At 51.0% G+C, this 20,314-nt stretch carries 17 protein-coding genes; 5 read left to right on the top strand and 12 right to left on the bottom strand.

Annotated features, from left to right (window positions below; all coding sequences use genetic code 11):
- From AC04MQ_RS13565 to AC04MQ_RS13550, 4 genes are read right to left on the bottom strand one after another with little or no spacing between them, the layout of a single operon-like run.
- Window positions 1–288: a hypothetical protein gene (locus tag AC04MQ_RS13565; protein ID WP_015090112.1), complete on the bottom strand. Its 288-nt coding sequence runs from the start codon at window positions 286–288 to the stop codon at window positions 1–3.
- Between the two features lie 31 nt (window positions 289–319).
- Window positions 320–1,246 carry a hypothetical protein gene (locus tag AC04MQ_RS13560; RefSeq protein WP_015090113.1) on the bottom strand — a complete coding sequence of 309 codons (927 nt, stop codon included), beginning with the start codon at window positions 1,244–1,246 and terminating at the stop codon, window positions 320–322.
- 14 nt (window positions 1,247–1,260) lie between these two features.
- Window positions 1,261–2,745, bottom strand: coding sequence for a TolC family protein (locus AC04MQ_RS13555; RefSeq protein ID WP_475392322.1), 1,485 nt, complete (start codon window positions 2,743–2,745; stop codon window positions 1,261–1,263).
- A complete protein-coding gene (locus AC04MQ_RS13550; protein WP_475392321.1) occupies window positions 2,739–3,473 on the bottom strand; it encodes a hypothetical protein in 735 nt (244 codons plus the stop codon). Before AC04MQ_RS13550 ends, AC04MQ_RS13555 begins: the two co-directional genes overlap by 7 nt.
- Before the next feature lie 192 nt (window positions 3,474–3,665).
- Here AC04MQ_RS13550 and AC04MQ_RS13545 point away from each other — a divergent pair, with 192 nt between their 5' ends.
- Complete coding sequence (locus AC04MQ_RS13545) at window positions 3,666–6,818, top strand: efflux RND transporter permease subunit (protein ID WP_011163537.1); 3,153 nt, start codon at window positions 3,666–3,668, stop codon at window positions 6,816–6,818.
- Between the two features lie 40 nt (window positions 6,819–6,858).
- Here the strand turns inward: AC04MQ_RS13545 and soxR are convergent, their stop codons facing one another.
- A complete protein-coding gene (soxR, locus tag AC04MQ_RS13540; RefSeq protein WP_475392320.1) occupies window positions 6,859–7,332 on the bottom strand; it encodes a redox-sensitive transcriptional activator SoxR in 474 nt (157 codons plus the stop codon).
- Between the two features lie 95 nt (window positions 7,333–7,427).
- Here soxR and AC04MQ_RS13535 point away from each other — a divergent pair, with 95 nt between their 5' ends.
- Window positions 7,428–7,793, top strand: a complete 366-nt coding sequence (locus tag AC04MQ_RS13535) for a hypothetical protein (protein ID WP_038450983.1) — start codon at window positions 7,428–7,430, stop codon at window positions 7,791–7,793.
- Here AC04MQ_RS13535 and ygiD read toward each other — a convergent pair.
- Window positions 7,790–8,560, bottom strand: coding sequence for a 4,5-DOPA-extradiol-dioxygenase (ygiD, locus tag AC04MQ_RS13530; RefSeq protein WP_475392319.1), 771 nt, complete (start codon window positions 8,558–8,560; stop codon window positions 7,790–7,792). The two genes, AC04MQ_RS13535 and ygiD, sit on opposite strands and share 4 nt — an antisense overlap.
- A gap of 1 nt (window position 8,561) precedes the next feature.
- Window positions 8,562–9,161: a YceI family protein gene (locus tag AC04MQ_RS13525; RefSeq protein WP_475392318.1), complete on the bottom strand. Its 600-nt coding sequence runs from the start codon at window positions 9,159–9,161 to the stop codon at window positions 8,562–8,564.
- Window positions 9,162–9,256: 95 nt separating this feature from the next.
- Here AC04MQ_RS13525 and AC04MQ_RS13520 point away from each other — a divergent pair, with 95 nt between their 5' ends.
- Entirely contained in the window at window positions 9,257–10,156 is a 900-nt protein-coding gene (locus AC04MQ_RS13520) for a LysR family transcriptional regulator (RefSeq protein ID WP_048349707.1), read from the top strand.
- On the opposite strand, the gene AC04MQ_RS13515 is transcribed toward AC04MQ_RS13520, so the two are convergent.
- Complete coding sequence (locus AC04MQ_RS13515) at window positions 10,153–10,695, bottom strand: PilZ domain-containing protein (RefSeq protein ID WP_011163543.1); 543 nt, start codon at window positions 10,693–10,695, stop codon at window positions 10,153–10,155. The two genes, AC04MQ_RS13520 and AC04MQ_RS13515, sit on opposite strands and share 4 nt — an antisense overlap.
- Window positions 10,696–10,759: 64 nt before the next feature.
- On the bottom strand, window positions 10,760–11,716 hold the full coding sequence (thiL, locus tag AC04MQ_RS13510; RefSeq protein ID WP_011163544.1) for a thiamine-phosphate kinase: 957 nt from the start codon (window positions 11,714–11,716) through the stop codon (window positions 10,760–10,762).
- A 79-nt stretch (window positions 11,717–11,795) separates the two neighbouring features.
- Between thiL and ppk1 the strand changes: the two genes are divergently transcribed.
- Together ppk1 and AC04MQ_RS13500 are read left to right on the top strand one after the other, a co-directional pair.
- Window positions 11,796–13,976 (top strand): polyphosphate kinase 1, encoded by a 2,181-nt coding sequence (gene ppk1 / locus AC04MQ_RS13505; RefSeq protein ID WP_011163545.1) that lies wholly within the window; start codon window positions 11,796–11,798, stop codon window positions 13,974–13,976.
- A gap of 7 nt (window positions 13,977–13,983) precedes the next feature.
- Window positions 13,984–14,490, top strand: coding sequence for a SixA phosphatase family protein (locus tag AC04MQ_RS13500; protein WP_475392317.1), 507 nt, complete (start codon window positions 13,984–13,986; stop codon window positions 14,488–14,490).
- On the opposite strand, the gene AC04MQ_RS13495 is transcribed toward AC04MQ_RS13500, so the two are convergent.
- From AC04MQ_RS13495 to AC04MQ_RS13485, 3 genes are all read right to left on the bottom strand, one after another.
- Window positions 14,487–18,506, bottom strand: coding sequence for a hypothetical protein (locus tag AC04MQ_RS13495; protein WP_475392316.1), 4,020 nt, complete (start codon window positions 18,504–18,506; stop codon window positions 14,487–14,489). The two genes, AC04MQ_RS13500 and AC04MQ_RS13495, sit on opposite strands and share 4 nt — an antisense overlap.
- Window positions 18,507–18,704: 198 nt before the next feature.
- Window positions 18,705–19,247 carry a transposase gene (locus tag AC04MQ_RS13490; RefSeq protein WP_475392315.1) on the bottom strand — a complete coding sequence of 181 codons (543 nt, stop codon included), beginning with the start codon at window positions 19,245–19,247 and terminating at the stop codon, window positions 18,705–18,707.
- Window positions 19,248–19,386: 139 nt separating this feature from the next.
- A complete protein-coding gene (locus tag AC04MQ_RS13485; RefSeq protein WP_015090129.1) occupies window positions 19,387–20,298 on the bottom strand; it encodes a Ppx/GppA phosphatase family protein in 912 nt (303 codons plus the stop codon).
- Window positions 20,299–20,314: the final 16 nt, after the last annotated feature.

Raw genomic sequence — 20,314 nt, 5'->3', positions numbered from 1 at the left:
TTATCTTGGTTGTACGCTGTAGTTTGTGACTTCTTCTTTGGCTGTTTCATTCGGATATCGAACGGTCTTGATGTTCAGGATCAGGTCCAAAACACCCTGGTCACCTTCACACACATAGTACTTTTTGTACTTGCAGATATAGTTGAAGCAAAATTCGTTTTTCGAGAAATGAGAAAAAGAACACTGCACGTTGTAAGTGTATTCCACGGAATCAACGACCGACGGCACATTCAGTGCCAAAGCCGGCTGGGCCAGGAATCCAATTGCAATCACCAGTAGTTTCTTCATCTCAAATCTCCTTGCTTCGTCCTTTGCGGGACTATTGTTTTTTCAGGATCAATTTGCCTGACATGGAGTAATTAGATGTCAGAGCGCCTTCCAAAACACCATTTACAAGTTTGCCATAAATAGCTGCTTCAAATTTGGAGTTCAGATCGCGAGCCGGTTTACCAGTCAAAGTCAGGCGTGGCTCTGCAAGATCGGCTTCGTAAACACCGTTCAAAGTCAGGTCTGCCGTGTGGCCTGGATCGTCCGCGCGGTTCAATTCACCCATCAGACGAGGGATGGTCACAGTAGAGCCTTCCTTCACAGTTTCCTGAACATAAAGGCGCAATGTGATGCCCACAACGCCTTTTACCGGGCCGGAGTTGCCCTGATCCATCTGGCCCACGTAAGTTCCAGAGATCGCTGTCAGCTGCGCACGCAGTCTTTCATAGTAGGCAAACTCTTCCTTGCCGCCGCCCGTGGACTCACTTTCGCGGGCTTTCAAAGAAAGTCTCACGATGCCTTTCGGGCCCGAGATGGCTTTAGCTTCACCCAGGATGTTGTTGCCGCTGATTTTAGCGTCAACAGTCTGGATTTCGTCACGGCCCAGGGATTTGATGTCTTTTACGTTCACCAAAGTCAGGTCGCCGGTTTCTGGAGCAAAGCCAACCACGAAGTCATAGCTTTCACCAGCCGGGTTGATGCGCTTGTAAGTCGCGTAAAGAGTGGAATGCAAACGAGTGGAACCGTCAGAGTTCTTCGCGCCGTTATCGACTTTCAGTTCGAAGAATTTGACTTCCAGATCCTGAGTGCCGTCAGCTGTTGTGATTTGGCCCACGTAAGTGCCGATCACAGGTTTGTAAGTTTGTTGCAACTTTCCATTAAGTTCGATCTCGCGCTGTTTGCCGGCGTTTTTGTCCTGATCAAACGCACAGGCTGCAAGACTTAGAACTGTCGCTGCAAGAATTAGTTTTTTCAACATGGTAACCCCTCTTATTATTTATTTTCAGTGTAATCAGCTGACGAAGCATCGTCAGGAATCAATTCGTCACGGGAAGCCGCCCATTCATTCAGCGCAATGGCGTAATCACCCATGGCACGCATGTATTGAACTTCCGAGTCGAAATAGTTGTTCATCGCCGTGATCAGGATCGAGATATCCGTACGACCCTGATTGTAGGAACGGTTCAGTTCCTGAGAGGCTTTTTCACGATAGCCTTTTTGTTTTTCCGCGCTCAGCACCACCGCATAAGTGGACTGCACTTTGCGCTGGGCCTGGATTTCAAGGTCTTCAGCTTCCAGCAACTGGCGGCTAAGGCGGGTGGATTCCAGATCTTTGGAAAGCTTCTTGTTGATGATTTGCTCGTTCTGGATGTCAGAACCGAAGTTGTACTGGAATCTCAGACCCATGTAGTACTTCGGACGGGTGCCGGACACGACGTCAGAATAAGCATCGTTCGCGTTTTCATCCACACCCGTGGTGTACACACGGCCGACGAAATTCAAAGTCGGATAGCTCAGGGATTCTGCCGCCGTCAGCGATTCCTGGGCCGCTTCGACCTTCAGTTTTTGGGAACGGATGGTGCGCAGCTCTTCCACTTTTTTAAGTGGCAGCTTTGGCACGGTTGGAATGTTGCCCGGGATCTGGAAGCGGACTTCAGTGCCGGGTTCCAAAGAAAGCAACGTCACCAGATTTTCCAGATTGTCCAGATACTCGGTTGAGGACGTTTTTACTTTTTGTTCGCGGGTTTCAAATTCCGCCTGCACCTGCGGCAGATCCCCTGGATTGGAATAACCCAAAGAGGTTTTGCGTTTCACTGCATCGACCAGCTTTTTGTAGCGGTCACGGGAAGCCACGGATTCTTTGAAGTTTTCCTGTGCAACATAAGTGTTCCAGAACTGACGGATCGACTCTAGCACGACCTCTTCCAGTTCGTTGGCGCGGTTGATGCTTTCCGCCTGATAAGTCAGCTCGGCTGAATTCACGGTGCCACGGTCAGCAACCCCGAAGAAGTTCCCCAAAAGGGCTTGTTCCAATAGCAATCCGGCACTGTCCAAAGTCTGCTCGCCCGGAGGAGGATTCGTCACAACACTGTCAAACTCAACTTGCTGGGAAAGACGGCTTAGCTCAATGCCCAGAGTGGTCCCGGTGGTGAAAGGTTTTTTCAAACCCACCGTTGTGCGATAGCGTTCGTATTTTGCTTCCACCGGAGTGGAGTTGGAAAGCAGGCCCGCGGATTTGTCGTACTCAAAACCAGTTTCAGCATTTAAAACCCAGTCATAAGCAGAAAGCGCCAATGCAGGAGTCAAACGGAACTGCTGGTACTTCAAATTGACTTCCTTGGTTTTAAGGCCTTGCTTTAAAACCAGTTCGGCCACGTCTTTTTGAGTCAGCGTGATCTCTTTCTTTGCAGGAGCCTGCTGGGCATACGCTGCCTGGATTGTTGTCGTGCCAAGTAGTGCAAGAAGGATTTTTACCATGTTACTTTTGTTCCTAGCTCAAAGTTGTCTTTTTGAAGTGCGATCTCATTGTTGTCTTTAACAGTTCTTTGGGACCATTCAGTGAATACAGACCACTTTTTATTCAGCATCACATCAACTCCATAGTTCATGGATTCGTAAGCGCTGGATTTGCTGAAAGTCGCAAAGTCGTTGGAGCTGCTTTGGGTGTAGCTGATGTTTCCAAATTGCGGGGACACGTTCAAAGAAAGCCATGGCAGGCGTTCCCAGCCCATGCTGATCACGGGACCGGCGCTGAACATGATGGTGTTCAAACGGGCATCGTCGATTTCGTAACCGGAATCCAGTTTCACGGAAGCACTTTGAGAAGCAAAGCCGCCCTTGGCGCGAAGACCCAGCGTCCACAAAACTGCTTTGGTTTGCAGGGAAGGGCTCATCACACCCAGTTCAAGACCCGGCATCACAGTTGTGCCATTTTTGCTCAAGTCAAAAGAACCGGAGCCATCTTTGGTGGCGATGCCTTCCGGTTGGAAGCTTTGCACAGAGAAGCCGGCGAAATATTTCCAGCTGCGTGTGATGATTTCCGGGCGGGGATCTTTCAGCGTCAGCATGCCGGACACTTGAGCGTCGGTGGCGCTTTGTTTTGCAAGGCCGTCGTACTTTGCTTCAGCAACTGCCATGTCTCGCAAGCTTTGAGCGCTGCAGATAGCAGAAGAGAAAATAACGGCTAACAGAAATCCCCATTTCATAGTGCACTCCCCGAATAAATGTGCGTCAGGAATAGTCCGAGGGGTGGGGGCTGTCAACCTCTGCCAGTGGTCCTTTGGGGGCCTTTATAAATCCTTTAATATCAAGGCCTTATGAGCCGCTGTGTTGATAGGAATCCTAATGACTAATGGGGGTGGATTGCCTAGAGTGTTTCGGTCTTTAGAGGGGTATTTATGAGACTGTCGGATATTTCTATTAAGAATCCTGTATTTGCGTGGATGCTGATGTTCGGTCTGATGATTTTCGGACTGATTTCGTTTTCTCGCATGGGCGTCAGCCAGATGCCGGATGTTGATTTCCCAACCGTGACGGTGAGCGTTAGTCTGGATGGGGCAGCTCCCGAAGTTATGGAAACTCAGGTGGTGGATCCGATTGAATCCTCACTGATGACGGTGGAGGGGATCGAATCCATCAAATCCAGCAGTAAAACCGGCAGCGCCAGCATCACGGTGGAATTTGACCTGGATCGTAATATCGATCTGGCGGTTCAGGACGTGCAGGCGAAAATCTCGGGCATTCAAAGAATGCTTCCGGACGACGTGGATCCTCCGTCCATTTCCAAAACCAATCCCGATGATCAGCCCATTCTGTGGTTGGCCCTGACTTACGATAAAGAAGACCCGGAATTCCTGATGCGCTATGCGCGTGACTATCTGAAGGACCGCTTCACGACGGTGGAAGGTGTCGGTGACATCTTCCTGGGTGGTTACACCGATCCGGTGATGCGAGTGCATGTGCGCCCGAAAGATCTGCTTCGTTATAATATCTCTGTGAATGACGTGGTTGATGCCATCCGCAATGAGCATTCCGAGCTTCCGGGTGGTTATATCCAGACCGACAAAAAAACCTTCAACGTGCGCACGATGGGTGAGGCAAAAACGGAAGAGGAATTCCGCAACATCGTGATCAGCCGCCGTGCGGGTGTGACTGTGGCCGATCCGACCAACATGGTAAAAATCCGCCAGGTGGCCGATGCCAGCATGGGGCTGGACAAAATTGAACGTATGTCCCGCTTTAACGGGAAGACGGCGCTGGGTCTGGGGATCCGCAAACAGCGTGGCACCAATGCCGTGTCGGTGGCGCGCGCGGTGAAAGAACAAATCACTGTCATTCAAAAAACTCTGCCTCCGGGCATGAATCTTCAGGTGAACTTTGACAGCACCAAGTTCATCGAGCAGTCCGTGGGCGAGTTGAACAAGCACTTGGTTCTGGCGGTGATCTTCACGTCCCTGGTGTGCTGGATGTTCCTGGGCAGCTGGTCGGCGACCTTCAACGTGCTGTTGTCGATTCCGACGTCGTTGTTGGGGGCCTTCATCGGTCTTTATTTCCTGGGTTACACGCTCAACACGTTCACGCTGTTGGGCCTGACCCTGGCAATCGGTATCGTCGTGGATGATGCCATCATGGTTCTGGAAAATATCTTCCGGTACAATGAAAACGGGCGGGGGCGTATCGAGTCCGCGATCCTTGGAGCGCGCGAGATTTCGTTTGCGGCGATGGCAGCCACCGCGGCCGTGATTGCGATCTTCCTGCCGGTGGCCTTCATGAAGGGTATCATCGGGAAGTTCTTCATGCAGTTCGGGGTGACAATCTCTATCGCCGTGTTCCTGTCGCTGGTGGAGTCTTTGACGATCACACCGATGCGTTGTGCGGGCTTCGTTCACCATGGTGAACGAAAAACCAAACTGGGCAAGGGCTTTGAGGCCCTGATGGAAAACACGCGCATTGGTTACGACCGCTGGCTGCGTGTCAGTTTGCAGCACCCATGGAAGGTGTTGATCGGTTCTTTGGTGTTTGTGGCGGTGTCCTTTATTTCCATCAAGTTCCTGAACAAAGAAATGAGCCCGGCCCAGGATCAGAGCATCTTTATGGCCCGTTTGATCATGCCGGTGGGAACGTCCTTGGCGTACACGGACCAGCAAACCAAAAAAGCCGAGCAGTGGCTGTTGTCCCGTCCTGAAATCAAGCAGGTGTATGCGGCCTTGGGTGGCTTCGGCGGCGGGGTTTCTGATTCCAATGTCACGATGATGTTTATCACCATGAAAGAAAAGAACGAACGCGGCAAGGACCCTGAGACCGGGAAAGTTCTGTCCCAGCAGGAGTTCATGCAAGTGGCTCGTAAGAATCTTTCCAAGATCGAAGACATGCGTCCGGTCCTGATGGATCTGTCTCAGCAGGGTTTCTCGGGTGGTCGCGGGTATCCGATCGAATTTACGATCCTGGGTTCAGACTGGGATAAGCTGGCGAAGTACACCGAAGACATGATGAAGGCCATGACTGACAGCGGTCTGATGGTCGATGTGGATTCCAACTATCTGCTGGGTATGCCAGAGATTCAAGTTCAGCCGGATCGCCTGGCGGCGGCTCAGCACGGGGTCAGCATTTCTTCCATCGGCTCCACAGTCAGTGCGCTGATCGGTGGTGTGAAAGCCGGAGAGTACCCACAAGGCGGACACCGTTACGATATCAAACTGAAGCTTCTGGATCAGGGTGATCCAATGGGCGAGATCAAAACTCTGTTTGTCGGCAACAGTCGAGGCAACCTGATCCCGTTGCCGAAAGTGACCAAAGAAGTGCAAACCTCCAGCTTGCAGTCGATTTCGCGATCCAACCGTCAGCGTGCGATCACAGTCACGGCGAATATGAAGCCGGGGGTGTCCCAGCAGGCGGCCATGGCTTATATTGAAGACGCGGCGAAAAAGATGCTGGAGCCCGGTTACATGATCGATCAGGGCGGAAGCTCCAAGACCTTTAAGGAGTCCTTCCAAAGCTTGATCTTTGCTTTGGTGATGGGTCTGGTGATCGCCTACATGGTTCTGGCCAGCCAGTTCAATTCCTTTATCGATCCAGTGACGATCCTGATGGCATTGCCATTCAGCTTCAGCGGGGCGTTCTTTGCACTTTTGATCACGGGGCAGTCTTTGAACATGTTCTCGATGATTGGTTTGTTGTTGTTGATGGGTATCGTGAAAAAGAATTCCATCTTGCTGATTGAATTCACCAACACCGTCCGTGACCGTGGGACCAGTGCGGCGCTGGATGCGCTGATTGAAGCGTGTCCGACACGTCTTCGACCGATCCTGATGACATCCGTCGCGACGGTGGCTGCGGCGATTCCGTCGGCGACGGCGCGTGGCGCGGGGTCCGAAACCATGCGCCCGATGGCGATTTGTCTTATCGGGGGTGTTGTGGTGTCCACCGCGCTGACCTTGTTCGTAGTTCCGGCGGTGTATCTGCTGATGGATAAGTTCAAGAAGCGTGACGAGGTTCGCGCGAAAACCAAACAAGCTTTCGCCGCTGTTGGCGAAGAGGGCCTGGAGGCCTAAAAGCAAAAAGCCCGGTGGCAGGTTGGCCACGGGGCTTTTTTTATTTCTGACATTGTTCTCTTAAGCGTTGTGCGCCGGTCCCTTTTTTGCCGTAGCGATCCTCCGGGTTTCTTAACGGACATTCCTTAAGGGACATGCACCCACACCCGATGCAGCTGGCTAGTTGCGATTGTAAGAGCTGCAGCAATTTGATGCGCTCTTCTAGATCGTCATTCCATTTCTTGGTCAGTCGTTTCCATTCCGTCGCCGTCGGGGCATGATCCTGCGGCAGCGATGACAGGTGATCTTTGATTTGCTCCAGACTCATACCCAGATGCTGGGAGATCTTAATTATTGAAATCAGACGTAAAACCGAGCGGTCAAAGCGGCGCTGATTGCCGTTGTTGCGATGACTTTTAATCAGTCCTTTGGATTCATAGAAATGCAACGTCGGAACCGAGATGCCACTGCGAGTGGCGACTTCGCCGACTGAAAGTTCGGTTGAAAGAGCAGGGGTTTTGGTTTTGGCAGGCATTTTATTCTTTGACCTCAAGTTAACTTGAGGTTGTAGCATCAGCTAAAAATCACGCAAGCAATTTAATCGCTTGGCTTGTGCCTAAAGGAGAATTCGTGAATTATTTTACTTATAAGATGATCCATCTGATCAGTCTGACCCTGATGTTTGTAAGTTTTGGTTTCATGCTGGTGGCCGTGGCGATCGGGGAGCCGGCGCAGAAATTCAGAAAATTCAGCTATGCTCTGCATGGAGTTTCCTGGCTGGCGCTTTTTGCCAGCGCCTATGGGCTGGTGGAGACTCTGGGGATGGGGGCGAATTTTCCCAACTGGGGCCGGGCTAAAACCGCGATCTGGGTGATGTTGGGGATCTGGGCGTTTATCGTGCGTAAGAAGCCACAATGGACTTTCACCAATATGGCCGTGCTTTCAGTGTTGGGAAGTGCCGCGATCTGGCTGGCGGTTGCGAAGCCTATGTTCTAACGGCTCCACATCACCGCACGCATCGACAGGGAGCCCATTTCAAACCCTTCGTAAGGATAAGAAATGCGGTCTTCCTCGGTGCTGGCGCCAAACGCATACAGCAAGGGCAGATAGTGCTCTGGCGTGGGAACGCTCAGTGCGGCACTTTCACCCAGGGCTTCATAGTCGGTCAGGGTTTTGGTGTCGCGTGCTTCCAGGGCGGCTTTGATTTGGCCGTCGAACTCTTCGGCCCACGGGAAGCTGCCGTCTTTGTTTTTCCATTGAATCAAACTTAAGTTGTGAACGATGTTGCCGCTGGCAACGATCAGAACACCTTTGTCACGCAACGGGCGCAGCAGTTTTCCCAGCTCCAGATGTTGTTGGTTTGTTTTGGTCACGTCCAGGCTGACTTGATAAGTGGGAATATCTGCGTGTGGGTACATGTGCGCCAGAACGGACCACGTGCCGTGATCCAAACCCCATTTGTCATAAAGCTCAGACTTTGGCAGCAGGCGTTGGGTTTCGTGGGCGATGCTCAGTGGGCCTCGCGCCGGGTACTGCATATCAAACAGGGCTTTAGGGAATCCGTAGAAATCGTGAATCGTGGGAGGGTCGGGATTATAAAGAACCTTCGTTCCTTCTGTCTCCCAGTGCGCAGAGACAGAAAGAACGGCCTGTGGTTTTGGCAGGGACTTACCCAGTTTATTCAAGGTCTCTGTGAAGGCGTTCTTGTCCAGAGCATTCATCGGAGAACCGTGACCAATAAAAAGCACAGGCATCACTGACATATTAACCTTTCTTCGGAGCTGGTTTGCCAGCCTGGATTTTGAGGATCAAAGTCACCTCATCACCCACAACCGGACCTGCTTCCACAACACTGCTCCAGTTCAGACCGAAATCCTTGAGGTTGATCTTGCCAGTCGCAGTGAATGCCACTTTGTTGTTGCCGTAGGCGTCGTTCACATCACCCAGGTATTTGGCATCCAAAGTCACTTCTTTAGTTTTACCCTTCAAGGTCAAATCGCCAACAATTTTCAGATTGTCCGGTGTGCCAGTGATCTTTTTTGTGACAAAGGTCATTTTAGGATTTTTGGCCACATCAAAGAAGTCCGGGCTTTTCAAGTGATCGTCACGGTCTTTGTTTTCGGTGCTGATGCTGGCCACTTCGATGTTCAATTTGGCTTTAGACTTTTCAAGTTTTGCGTCCACGTCCAAAGTTCCATCAAATTGAGCAAAACGACCTTCCACCGTGGAAATGACCAGGTGAGGAATTTCAAAACCAATTTTTGAGTGGGCCGGGTCGATGTTGTAAGAACCCGCCGGGATGGATTTTGCAAATGCGGACATACCAGCCAAGGTAACCAGGGAACCAAGAATAAGTGCTTTCATGTGAATTTCTCCTTTTATGTTGTTTCAACGGAATTAGTATCGTGCGTTTTTGATTATTGCGAAAGGTGACATATTCGGAATATACTGTTGCACATATGGAACAGTTAGATCTCAATCAGATACGCACATTCGTTAAACTTGTTCAAAGCGGCAGCTTCACCAAGGCGGCCGAGGTTTTGAAACAACCGAAGTCCCGCGTCAGCCGCAGGCTGTCAGCCTTGGAAAAAGATCTGGGCGTGCAGCTGATATATCGCACCACGCGCCAGTTCCAGCTGACCGAGATGGGGCGCATTTATTATGAACGCGCTCGCGGCCTGATTGAAGGACTTGAAACCCTCACCGGAGAGGTCAGTGAATCGACCGCTGAAATCTCGGGTGTGATTCGTGTCACGGCGTCGGATGATATGGGTGTGAAACACCTTCCTCTGATTGTGGATGAATTCACGCGCCAGTATCCGCGAGTGCGATTTGATCTGTATCTGACTCAAGCCTATGTGGATCTGGTGAAAGAATCAGTCGATGTGGGGATCCGCATCGGGAACCTGAAAGACAGCTCTTTGCGGGCGCGTAAGATCGGCACCGTGCGAAACTTGCTGGTGGCGTCCCCGGGCTTTTTGGAGCGCTACCGTGTGGGGGAAGATCTGACAAAGCTTGCGGCGGCACCATTCTTGGGACTGACCCAGCAGCCAAAGCTTGAGGTTGTTAGGTCTTCTGACGGAAAACGTCTGACGTTGAAAACCAATCCGATCGTCACCGCGAACAATCCGGAAATGCTTCTGAATCTGGCTCGTCTGGGAAAAGGGTATGCTTTTGTGCCCGAGTTTTTGTGCAAGGATGAATTGCGTGACGGCCGCATGGTTCAGATTCATAAAAATCTGCGCGGAGATGAAGTCTCTGTCAGTCTGGTTTCACCCGACACGAAAGAAACGTCCCAGAAGGTGAAGCGCTTCATGGACTTTGCCTACAAACGTTTGAAGGAAGTTTATTTCGCCTAAGAGAAAAGGCTTAAAAGCATCTTATAAAGACCGGAATACTCAAAGCGCAAAAGTGCCCAGACCGTCGCGCACCACAACGTCGCCAAAAGGCCCATCAACACCAGTTGTGGCAAGTTGGCAAAGCTGACCGAGCTGCGCGGGCGGTTCAGCATATCATCGATCTGACCGCGTTCCTGGCTTTCTTTGAATTTGCGCGCCAGACCCTGGGCAAGTACGATTCTTTGCTGCATTTCAAGTTTATAGAAGTGAATGCCCACCAGCATGCGTGAGTCCGAGATGTTCTCAAGTCGTGTGACAATTCCATAGCACGCCATCTGGCGTGAACCCGGTGGGGTGAACTGGATTTTCACGACTTCGCCCAGAAGTGGGCACAAATCATCCGGCGCAGTGAAAGCCAAACCCGTCAAAGAGACGTTTTTGATCTCAGTGCCTTCTTCCCAAGGGACTTGCTTGGGGCCCGCCACGCGAACCAGGCTCTCGTCCTCAGTGTTGAGAATGTAGCGTGGTGATCGGCCGTGATAGCGAGCAAGACTTGTCATGCTGTACTTTTCGGCCCGTTGCCGGTCTTTCTGAAGCCAAAGGGCTGTCTCGATTTGAGAAATTTCAGCCTGGGAAGTGTTTCCAGCCTTTGAACTCTTTAATCTCCTCATGGTGATCCGGGTGACTCACAAAGACGCGAGGATCTTCTGTGAATTGTCCAATCATCTTCCATTCCGGGAAATATTCATAGTCCTCGGGGTGGACCGCCATGAGAAGTTCGTAATCCTCGCCACCCCAAAGAACAAAGTCCTGTGGATTCAAGTGCAGATCCACGGCAAGGCTTTCACTGTCTGGGTGCAAGGGGAGATTCTCAGCAAAAAGATGAAAACCGCCATTCGGTGGTCGCAACTGCAAGGCATCATTCACCAGGCCATCACTGCAGTCCATCAGGGCATGAATGCGGGTGTGCTGTTTTTGCAGACTGGCCACAAGATCCAGGCGGGGCTTCGGACGCAGATGCCGTTCTTTGGCGTCATCAAAGCCGGAAAGTTTTTTCTGCAAAGCGGTCATGCCAGTGAAAGACAACCCCAAAGGTCCACTACACAATAGCAGGTCGCCGGGCTTTGCGCCTTTGCGGGTCAGCGGGTTTTCGCAAGACCCGTGCACACTGACATCCACCACCAGGCGGTCCGGAGACGCCGCCAGATCACCACCGACCACTTGCATGTGATGGTCATCAGCCAAACTGGTCATGCCTTTGTAGAAGTCGTCAAGCCAAGATTCATTTAGTTTTTTAGGCAGGGCCAGGGACACTTGCGCAAAATGGGGAAGGGCCCCCATGGCGGCGATGTCACTCAGATTCACCGCCAACGACTTGTAACCCAGATCAAAGGCGCTGAAATAGTCGAGTTCAAAGTGAACTCCCTCGACCATCATGTCCTGGCAAATCACCGAGTAGCCAGGATAATTCCTGAAAACAAAGGCATCGTCACCTAGCGGTACTTTGGTGTGATCATTTTGACGCTGGACCCGATAACGGATGCGCTCAATGAGCGACCATTCTTTTGGAGTATTTTGCATGTCGTTGTTCCTGGTAAGACATTGCTAAAGAAGTCGCTTTATTGTGAAATAAGAGAGTTAGGAGTCAAGGAGGATTCTTTTGAACACGCCCAAAGCGGCTTCGCCGAAACGCACATCGAAAAAGAAATCTACACGCAAGCCGAAGGTTGTCGAACATCCTCTGTCATCTGAAAGTCTTTTCTCCAGCCGGGAGATCGGCTGGCTGAATTTCAACAGACGGGTGTTGGCTGAAGCCGAGGACGCACGCAATCCTTTGTTGGAGCGTGTGAAATTCTTAAGCATCTCCGGATCCAATCTGGATGAGTTCTTTATGAAACGTGTGGGCGGTTTGAAACGTCACATGGCCTATGGTGTTTCCGCCAAATCGTCTGACGGAAAAACACCGATGCATCAGTTGCAGGAAATCCGTCAGTTTGTGATTCCGATGATTCAGGATCAGGCTCATGCCTACAACAAGGTGCTTAAGCCTGCTCTGGAAAAAGAAGGCATCCATCTGCTTTCTTGGAAGGACCTTTCTGACAAAGAAAAAGAAAGTGTCAAAAAGTACTATAACCGCAATGTCTTCCCGGTACTGACGCCGCTGTCGGTGGATCCAGGACATCCATTCCCGTTCATCTCGAATCTGTCGATTTCTTTAGGAGTGACCCTGAAACATCCCGGAAGTGAAGAAAAGCTCTTTGCCCGGGTGAAAATCCCCAAAGTTTTGCCGCAGTGGATTCGTACTGATGCTGAAAGCAAGGATTATCGCTTCATCAGTCTTTTGGATGTGATCAAGGAAAATCTGGCGGATCTGTTCCCGGCCATGCAGGTGCTGGGAGTGATGCCGTTCCGACTGACTCGTAATGCCGATTCGGACCAGGATCAGGAAGATGCGGAAGACTTGCTGGAAGCCATTGAGGAAGAACTGCGCCAGCGCCGTTTTGCCGAAGTGGTGCGCCTGGAGCACGGGCCGCACCCGGATCCGTGGATGCTGAAGTTCCTGATGGAGGAACTGGAGCTGATTGAAGAGGACATTTATGAGACCTCCAGTCTTTTGGATTTCACAGACTTGGGTGTGATCTCGGATGTAAATCTGCCGAAATTGAAATTTGATCCTTACACTCCGGTGGTGGCGCCCGCATTTGCCGAAGATGGACACGGGATGTTTAACGCCATTAAGATGGCGGACCAGCTGGTGCATCATCCCTATGAAAGCTTCGCGGCTTCGGTGGAAAAGTTCATTCGTGTGGCCAGTGAAGATCCCAAGGTGCTGGCGATCAAGATGACTTTGTACCGAACCGGTGATAACAGCCCCTTTATTCGCTCACTGATTCGTGCGGCCGAACAGGGCAAGCAGGTCGTGTGTCTGGTGGAGCTGAAGGCGCGCTTCGATGAAGAGCGCAATATCTATTGGGCCACTGAACTTGAAAATGCCGGCGTGCATGTGGTTTATGGCGTTGTTGGTTTGAAGACTCACGCCAAGACCGCGCTGGTGGTTCGTCAGGAGCAAGAGGGCTTGCGCTGTTACTGCCATATCGGGACGGGAAATTACAACGTGGCGACTTCGCGATTCTATACGGATCTGGGGCTTTTGACGGCGCGTGAAGAAATCACCAATGATGTGGTGGAGTTTTTCCATTATCTGACGGGCAGATCTTTAAAGAGCAACTATCAGAATCTGCTGATTGCGCCCGTGAATATGTTCTCGCGCTTTAAGTCCATGATCGAACGCGAGGCCGAACACGCCAAAGCGGGTCGTCCGGCGCAGATCATTGCCAAATTCAATAACTTCGAAGAAAACGACATTGCTGTGGCCCTGTACGCGGCTTCGCAAAAAGGGGTTGATATCGAGATGATCGTGCGGGGCTTCTGCTGTCTTCGTCCCGGGGTCCCGGGCATGAGTGAGCGCATCCGCGTGACCTCGATCATCGGTCGTTTCCTGGAGCATTCACGCATTTTCTATTTCCGCAACGGGGAAAAGGACCCGGTGGACGGAGAGTTCTATCTGGGATCTGCCGATTGGATGTATCGCAATCTGCATGCCCGGGTGGAGGCCATTGTGCCGATTCTGGATCGCAGTTTGAAAGAAAAGTGCTGGGAAATCCTGAGTTTGTGTGTGAAAGAGCAACGCCAGTCCTGGGAAATGAAGTCCGATGGGACTTATGTACGTCAGAACTCGCAGGATGTCGGTTTGCATCAAACCCTGATGCAAATTGCGAAAGCCCGGGTTACATTTGTGGATGAAAATACCAGTTCATCCACCAGTTCAAATTCGGAGTAGTGCCTAAGTGGAATTGATCATTATCCGTCACGCAGTGGCTGAAGACAAAGAAGAGTTCGCCAAAAAGGGCCAAGAGGACTACCTGCGCCCGCTGACCCTGAAGGGTCGCAAGCGCATGCAGAAGGTCTGCGTAAACCTGCGTGATTATGTGAAGGAAATCGACCTGATTGTCTCAAGTCCGCTGACCCGTGCGCGCCAGACGGCTGAGATCATTTCGCAAATCTATTTCGAAACCAAAGTGGTCGAAGCACCCGAGCTGGTGCCGCACAGTCCTCCGCAGGCGTTCTTAAAATGGCTGCGGGTGCAAGGGCGCAACTACAAGCGCATCGCCATTGTCGGTCACGAGCCGCATTTGAGCGTGTTTGCCAGTTATATGTTGTCGATGAAGGCTGAAAGTTTTATTGATTTGAAGAAAAGCGGCATTATCGGTCTGGAGCTGGAATCTTTTTCGTCAGCCGAAGCGGGCCGAGCACAGCTTTTGTACTCGATCCCGCCCAAATTCCTGGCTGATTAAGGTGTGAACTTCAGGGACTTGAAGAACGCCTCGGAAGAATCTTCCGCGTCGTTGGAATCGTGCTGGATCGTGATTGCCACGATTTCAAAGTCACTGACGTTTCTTTCCGGGAAGGCTTTTTTCAGGTCTTCCATCAGATTGCGCTTATAGTTCTGAGCTTTGCCCAACATGTCCTGGTTGTTCAGCAGAAGCTGTTTCGCTTCTGGCAAAGTCGCCACCACGATGTTTTTGTTCGAGTACCAGTTTTCGAACACGGAACCGGCCTGACGAACTTCACCGTTCACTTCGTCACCCCAGTAGTAACCGAACAAGATCACCTTGTCATTCTTAGGGTCCACCAAAGTGCGGTCGCCGTTGGATTTGCCATCACGGATCGTGAACCAAACCTGGAAGGCCGAGTCATCTTTGCCGGTTTTTCCTTTCACTGGGTCCGCGCCTTTAACGCCTTTGGTAACTGCCAGTTTCAGATCCATCGTCGAGAATTCCGCCGGAGAGAATCTGTACGCCATCGTCGTCAGACGGATGGAGTTGTTTTTACTTCTCATCGCAGCCCAGTCTTTTTCACCGTTGAATTCAGCAGTGATGTAACCGGAATCCTTGTTGTCATCCATGCCACCCGGAGTGCGGGATTCATAGTTGAACTGGTGATCCATGCGGAAGTGCACCATGTTCTGGTGGTGGTACTCGATGTTGATACCTTCAGGCATGTTGGACTTGGTCGCAGGGGACACCTTCACGCCAGCCATGACATCCGGAAGTTTTGCCACATCCAGAACCGCATACGGATCATAACGCAGCTGGGACTGTGGAAGTTTCGTTTTCACTTCATAGCTGTCTGCCGGATCCACGATCGCTGGCAAAGCCTGACGGTTCAGTTCGTAAGAATTTCCGTATGGCAGGAAGTCCACCAGATTTTCGTGACCCAGGTGCATAACCTTGGCAACGCCTGGCTTACCCAAAGAATAGTAAGCGCGGTTCTTGATCGGGGAGGCATTCGCCGCAGACAGGATCACGCGGGAGTTCCATTCCAAGTTGGCGTTGTCATCCGTGATGTTGGCTTCAGCCAGCGCCGTCACCAGACCTTTCATGAAGGCTTTTTGGTTGAAGCGGGAAGACAGGATACCCGCCAGGTGATCGGCTTTGATGGTGCCCATGTCCACAGCCTTCAGGCGCGCCGGGAACTTGGAGGAAGACACTGTCACAACACCGTCGTTGTTTTCTTCGAATTGACCGATGATTTTTGTGGCTTTCATGAAGATGTGAGAATCTTCAGGGTCACTTTCAAAGGTCACAGAGAAGTAACGAGTCAGACCGATCAAAGATCTTTCGTTTTTTCTCCAGAAAGAATCCATCGCCGTCGGGGAAATGGACTTGGAAGCGGTTTTTTCAGTCTGGCAGATCTCCGGACCTTGGTTTTCAGACAATGCTGATACCAGGGCAAACGGAACGTCTGTCGTGTTCAGGATGCTGGAACCATGCAGTGGAGCCGCTACAGACACGAAACCTTTTACGTATGTGGATACGAAACTTGGGTTTTTAACAAAGGCGTGAAGTGTATCCACCGCACCTTTGGAATAGCCCAGGAACACATAGCGAGGAGCCTTGTGGCCACGCTGCGTGCGCATTTTATAGTCATCACGGATGTAGTTCATGATGATGTCAGCGTTCAGGTCGCTCGCACACGTGGATTCCACTGGCGGCTGGATCACACGCAGACCCAGATCATCCTGCAAAGCATTCAGACCCAAAGAGAAGATCTCTTTGTCGAAGATGCTGTTATAGATGCCTGGAACGTAAACCAGGGTGACGTCTTCCAGTTTGGAGTTATAGATCTTCGTCAGCGGGGTTGGATAGATGCGGTCTTCAAGGTCTGCTTCCTTGATAGCTTCTTTCAACAGTTGTTCCGCTGCACTTGCTTTAGTCGCTTGTTTCACGTCAGTTAATTTTGCGAAGGAGGAACGCAGGGATTCTTTTGTGGAAACCCAGTTTTTCGCAAACACCATGTCACGTGTTTCAGGCAGGAATGGTTTTTCCTGAACCACGATGGATTTTTCCAGCAGGTATGGCAGCTGGTACATTTTCATGACCGCGCGTTTTGCTGGCAGAACGAATTTCGCGATGTCGCTCATGATGCCGCCACCGGAAGTCAGGTCTGTGGTTTTCAGATCCAGGTTCGCGGTTTTGGTATCCTGAAGGATGCCGACTTTCGCTTTTACTTTTTCAATGCGTGGGTCGTTCATCAGGTTTTCAACAGAACCTGCAGTCAGGACAGCGTCAGTGACCGCACCGATGTCTTCCGGATTGATCATAGTGTTGACGTCGAACTTGGAGATATCAAAGTTCATCGGGCTCATAGAGCTGGATCCTGGTTTTTGGAACGGATCAAACTTGAAGGCATCCATGAAGCTCTTGATTTCAGATACCAGGAAGTAAGGACGCGTGTCAGACACGAATCTGGTCAGGTGCTGGAAGATACGTTTTTGGGACAGATCTTTGGCTTGAGTTTCAACACCACGGCGGGAGTTGATGTTGACCTCTTGCAGAGCTTCGCGGCCGGATTTTTCATGGCGTTGAGCTGTTGCGCCGAACAGGTCTTTGGCTTCCACACCGAAGAATGGAAGGATGTCTTTAGAGCGGATTTGGCCTGGGATCTGACGTTTGTTGGAAGCCACCAGACCGAAGCTGGAAGCCGCCGTCAAAGAACCGTGGGTGCGGTACATTTTAGTGAAACCACCCAAAGCAGACTTGATATAGTTGCCATCTTTCAAAGTCAGGATGAAATCCGGGAAATCGAAATTGCGCTCAGAAGCCGACTCAATCAGACGGAAGACAGAGTCAGGATATTTAGTCAAAGCCGTGATCTTCAAAACCTGATCCGCTTTCATGGCCTTAGGGGCTGCTTTGGTTGAATGGTACTCTTTAGGAATATCCAGCGGATTCCCTTTTTCCGGATAGTAATAATACAACCCATTCTTCTTGTCATATTGGACCTTCGCCCCACCAGTGGAGGTTTCAACTGTCATCAATGTGTCAGAAGAGTTGTTGCGGTTGATGTAAACGGCCATGTCGAACCAAGCTTCTTTTTTGAACTCTTGGATCAGGTTAGGCATTTGTTTGCGGTCTTTAAGATAAATGGGACCCCAGGTGCCCAATGCCATCAAAGGCACAGCCACGTCTTTGGATTCTTTCAGTTGTTGAACGTTATTCAGGCCCGCACGTTTGATAACTTCAGCGATATCAACGCCATTCAGTTCCTGTTCTGGTGCGCCTTCCTGGAAGCGACCGATGTTTCCGTGATCGGAAACCAGTACGATTTCAACTTCGACACCCTTGTCTTTATAGTTTTTGATCAGGCGTTTGATTTCAGCATCAAGGATGCGCATGACGGGGAAAAGGCGATCTTTTTGCGTGTGCGCGGTGGAATCGATAGCGCCCACATAGCCGGTCATAACCGGTTTTGCTTTGGCGGAGGAAAGCTCATCGATAACGGTTTTGATTTCAAGTTTAGGAACTTCTTCAGTTGGGAAGTACATCAGGGCTTCAACGTAAGGGTTGAAGAAGGATTCAAATGCACCCATATAGTATTTAGGTGCCGCCAAACGACGGTAATAGTCGCGTGGATCACCCTGGATGGATTGGGAGGATTCATCAAAATACGTGGCTTCAACAGATTTGATACGGCCCGCAGCTCCGAAGATGTCGGAAGTGTGGGTCACTGTTGCCCAGGACAGATCGGTCATGGATGGGAATGGAGCGACGTGCGCGCCGAAGTTGCCGAAGTCTTTAAACAGACCCTGTTTTTGTGCGGTTACGAAGGCTGCATAACTTAAACCGTCAACACCTAGGATGATGGTTTGGGAGTTCTTTTGAACCGCGTCTTTTTTCAGGTATGCCGTTACTGGCTTTCTAGGCTCAAGCGGAATATCAAAGGCATGGGCAGTGAACGCTCCCATGGTCAGGGAAGTAGCGATAAAGCTCATTGCCAGAACATTCTTATAAGACTTTGCGGACTTCATAGGAACCCCTTTAAAAAGTTGTCTCACTATGAATAAAGGCAAGAGCGATGCCAAAGGTCCTTCGCCATCTTAACCAGAACAGACTTAAAACCGAATCTGTATAAATCACTGTCTCACTCCGGGACCAGTGACATTTCACTCACCACACTGTCAGCTTTCTACCTCCTCTTCCCATGCTTTGGGGACCCTCGCCCCGGTCTATCCCCAGGACCAAATCACCGAATCAAATCCCGCCCGCCGCCAAAGGGGATCTTTCTTCATAATGGATTCCACCACCATCAGTCCCTGCTCAACGTTTCTTTCTATATACTTCCGCACAATTCCGAACCCTCGCCCCATAGAGGTCACGCGAGTGAAGGGGCGAAGGTCCCACATGCCTGCGGATTTGAAGATCATTTTGGAGATGGTTCCTGTCAGGGCGCTGATAAAGCTGACATAGGCTTTGCGATCAGGAGCGCGGATTAATATATGGATGTGATTGCCGACGTTGGCAAAGCTGTAAAGTCTCACCTTGAAACGAAACACAAATCTTCGCGTGTATTTCAGAAGCATCTTTCTGTTCGCCGGATGTAAAAGGGACCTTCGCCCGAAGGCTTTATTGCTCTTAAGTACCAAGTGAATAGGTTCAAAGTTTGAAAGCGGACGCTGACTGCGTCTTTTGCCTTTGGAAAGTTCCCCTCCATAAGAGGTTCCATTGAAGTCATGTCTTAGATCGCCGCCGAAAGAAAAGTGTTTTGCCATGTGCAACTCCTTGATGGAGCGCCTTAGCTGCAAAGCGGGCGAGGGTCCCCAAATGGCTGTGGGAGGTGATGGAGGACCGAGTGGGGCGAGGGTCGGAAAGGAGGGAGGGCGGGGGCGGGGGCGGAAGCGGAAGAAAGTGCTAAAGCATGGACCAGATCAGGCCGTCGCGCAGGCCGACGTTGGGGATCAGGATCTTTTCAGCTTCGGCTTGGCGCATGATGGTTTGGACCAGCATGGCTGCCGGGACAATGACGTCGGCGCGGTCGGGGCGAAGGTGCAACTTTTCAATACGGTCTTTGACCTTCAGGGTGCGCAGGCGGTCGATGATTTCGGTAAGTTCAGCCAGAGTCAGGAAGGACTGTGGGGATTTTTTCAGCAGTTCGCCTTTGAGTTGGCCCAGGCATTCCAGATTGCCGCCGGTGCCGATGGCGAAATCCACCGGGTCGTGATCACAGTTCTTATAGATATGCTCACCCAGGGCGCCGATGAATTCTCCCATGATGATATTCAGGTGATTTTCATTCAGATTTCTTTTGGCCAGATTTTCCAGCACACGCACCGTGCCCATCGGGAACGACTTGGTTGCCAGCATCTTCGGCCCTTGTGAAAAGGTGACCTCGATGCTGCCTCCGCCGATATCAATCAGCATCGTTTTTTTGTTGTCCAGATCCAGCTCTTTGCGCACGGCCAGGTGAATCAGGCGGCCTTCTTCAGTGCCATCAATGACCTCGATTTTGATGCCCGAGGTTTTATAAATCAGATCCACGAATTCTTTCTGATTTTTGGCTTCACGACTGGCCGAGGTGGCCACGGCCCGGCACTTTGTCACACCCAAATCTCGATTGGTCAGGGCATAGCGCTGAAAGGTGGCTTTGGCGATTTCCAATGAAGCCGGCGTGATCAGCCCTTGCGTGAAAACATCGTGCCCCAGTCGAACAGCGGCGCGATACTTTTTCACGATATGCAGGTGCGGAGCTTGCTCTTGAACGTCAGCAATCATCATGCGAATGGCATTGGACCCGATATCGATGGCGGATATACGACGTGACACGTAAAGCTCCCTTTCC

Source organism: Bdellovibrio sp. MYbb2, assembly GCF_056175685.1.
Note: the sequence above shows the minus strand (reverse complement) of the source record. Positions and strands in the feature narration are given on the sequence as shown.

Excerpts from the sequence above, each read along its gene's own strand:
- AC04MQ_RS13565 (WP_015090112.1), bottom strand. The coding sequence starts at position 288 with ATGAAGAAACTACTGGTGATTGCAATTGGATTCCTGGCCCAGCCGGCT.
- AC04MQ_RS13560 (WP_015090113.1), bottom strand. The coding sequence starts at position 1,246 with ATGTTGAAAAAACTAATTCTTGCAGCGACAGTTCTAAGTCTTGCAGCC.
- AC04MQ_RS13555 (WP_475392322.1), bottom strand. The coding sequence starts at position 2,745 with ATGGTAAAAATCCTTCTTGCACTACTTGGCACGACAACAATCCAGGCA.
- AC04MQ_RS13550 (WP_475392321.1), bottom strand. The coding sequence starts at position 3,473 with ATGAAATGGGGATTTCTGTTAGCCGTTATTTTCTCTTCTGCTATCTGC.
- AC04MQ_RS13545 (WP_011163537.1), top strand. The coding sequence starts at position 3,666 with ATGAGACTGTCGGATATTTCTATTAAGAATCCTGTATTTGCGTGGATG.
- soxR (WP_475392320.1), bottom strand. The coding sequence starts at position 7,332 with ATGCCTGCCAAAACCAAAACCCCTGCTCTTTCAACCGAACTTTCAGTC.
- ygiD (WP_475392319.1), bottom strand. The coding sequence starts at position 8,560 with ATGTCAGTGATGCCTGTGCTTTTTATTGGTCACGGTTCTCCGATGAAT.
- AC04MQ_RS13525 (WP_475392318.1), bottom strand. The coding sequence starts at position 9,161 with ATGAAAGCACTTATTCTTGGTTCCCTGGTTACCTTGGCTGGTATGTCC.
- AC04MQ_RS13520 (WP_048349707.1), top strand. The coding sequence starts at position 9,257 with ATGGAACAGTTAGATCTCAATCAGATACGCACATTCGTTAAACTTGTT.
- AC04MQ_RS13515 (WP_011163543.1), bottom strand. The coding sequence starts at position 10,695 with ATGACAAGTCTTGCTCGCTATCACGGCCGATCACCACGCTACATTCTC.
- thiL (WP_011163544.1), bottom strand. The coding sequence starts at position 11,716 with ATGCAAAATACTCCAAAAGAATGGTCGCTCATTGAGCGCATCCGTTAT.
- AC04MQ_RS13495 (WP_475392316.1), bottom strand. The coding sequence starts at position 18,506 with ATGAAGTCCGCAAAGTCTTATAAGAATGTTCTGGCAATGAGCTTTATC.
- AC04MQ_RS13490 (WP_475392315.1), bottom strand. The coding sequence starts at position 19,247 with ATGGCAAAACACTTTTCTTTCGGCGGCGATCTAAGACATGACTTCAAT.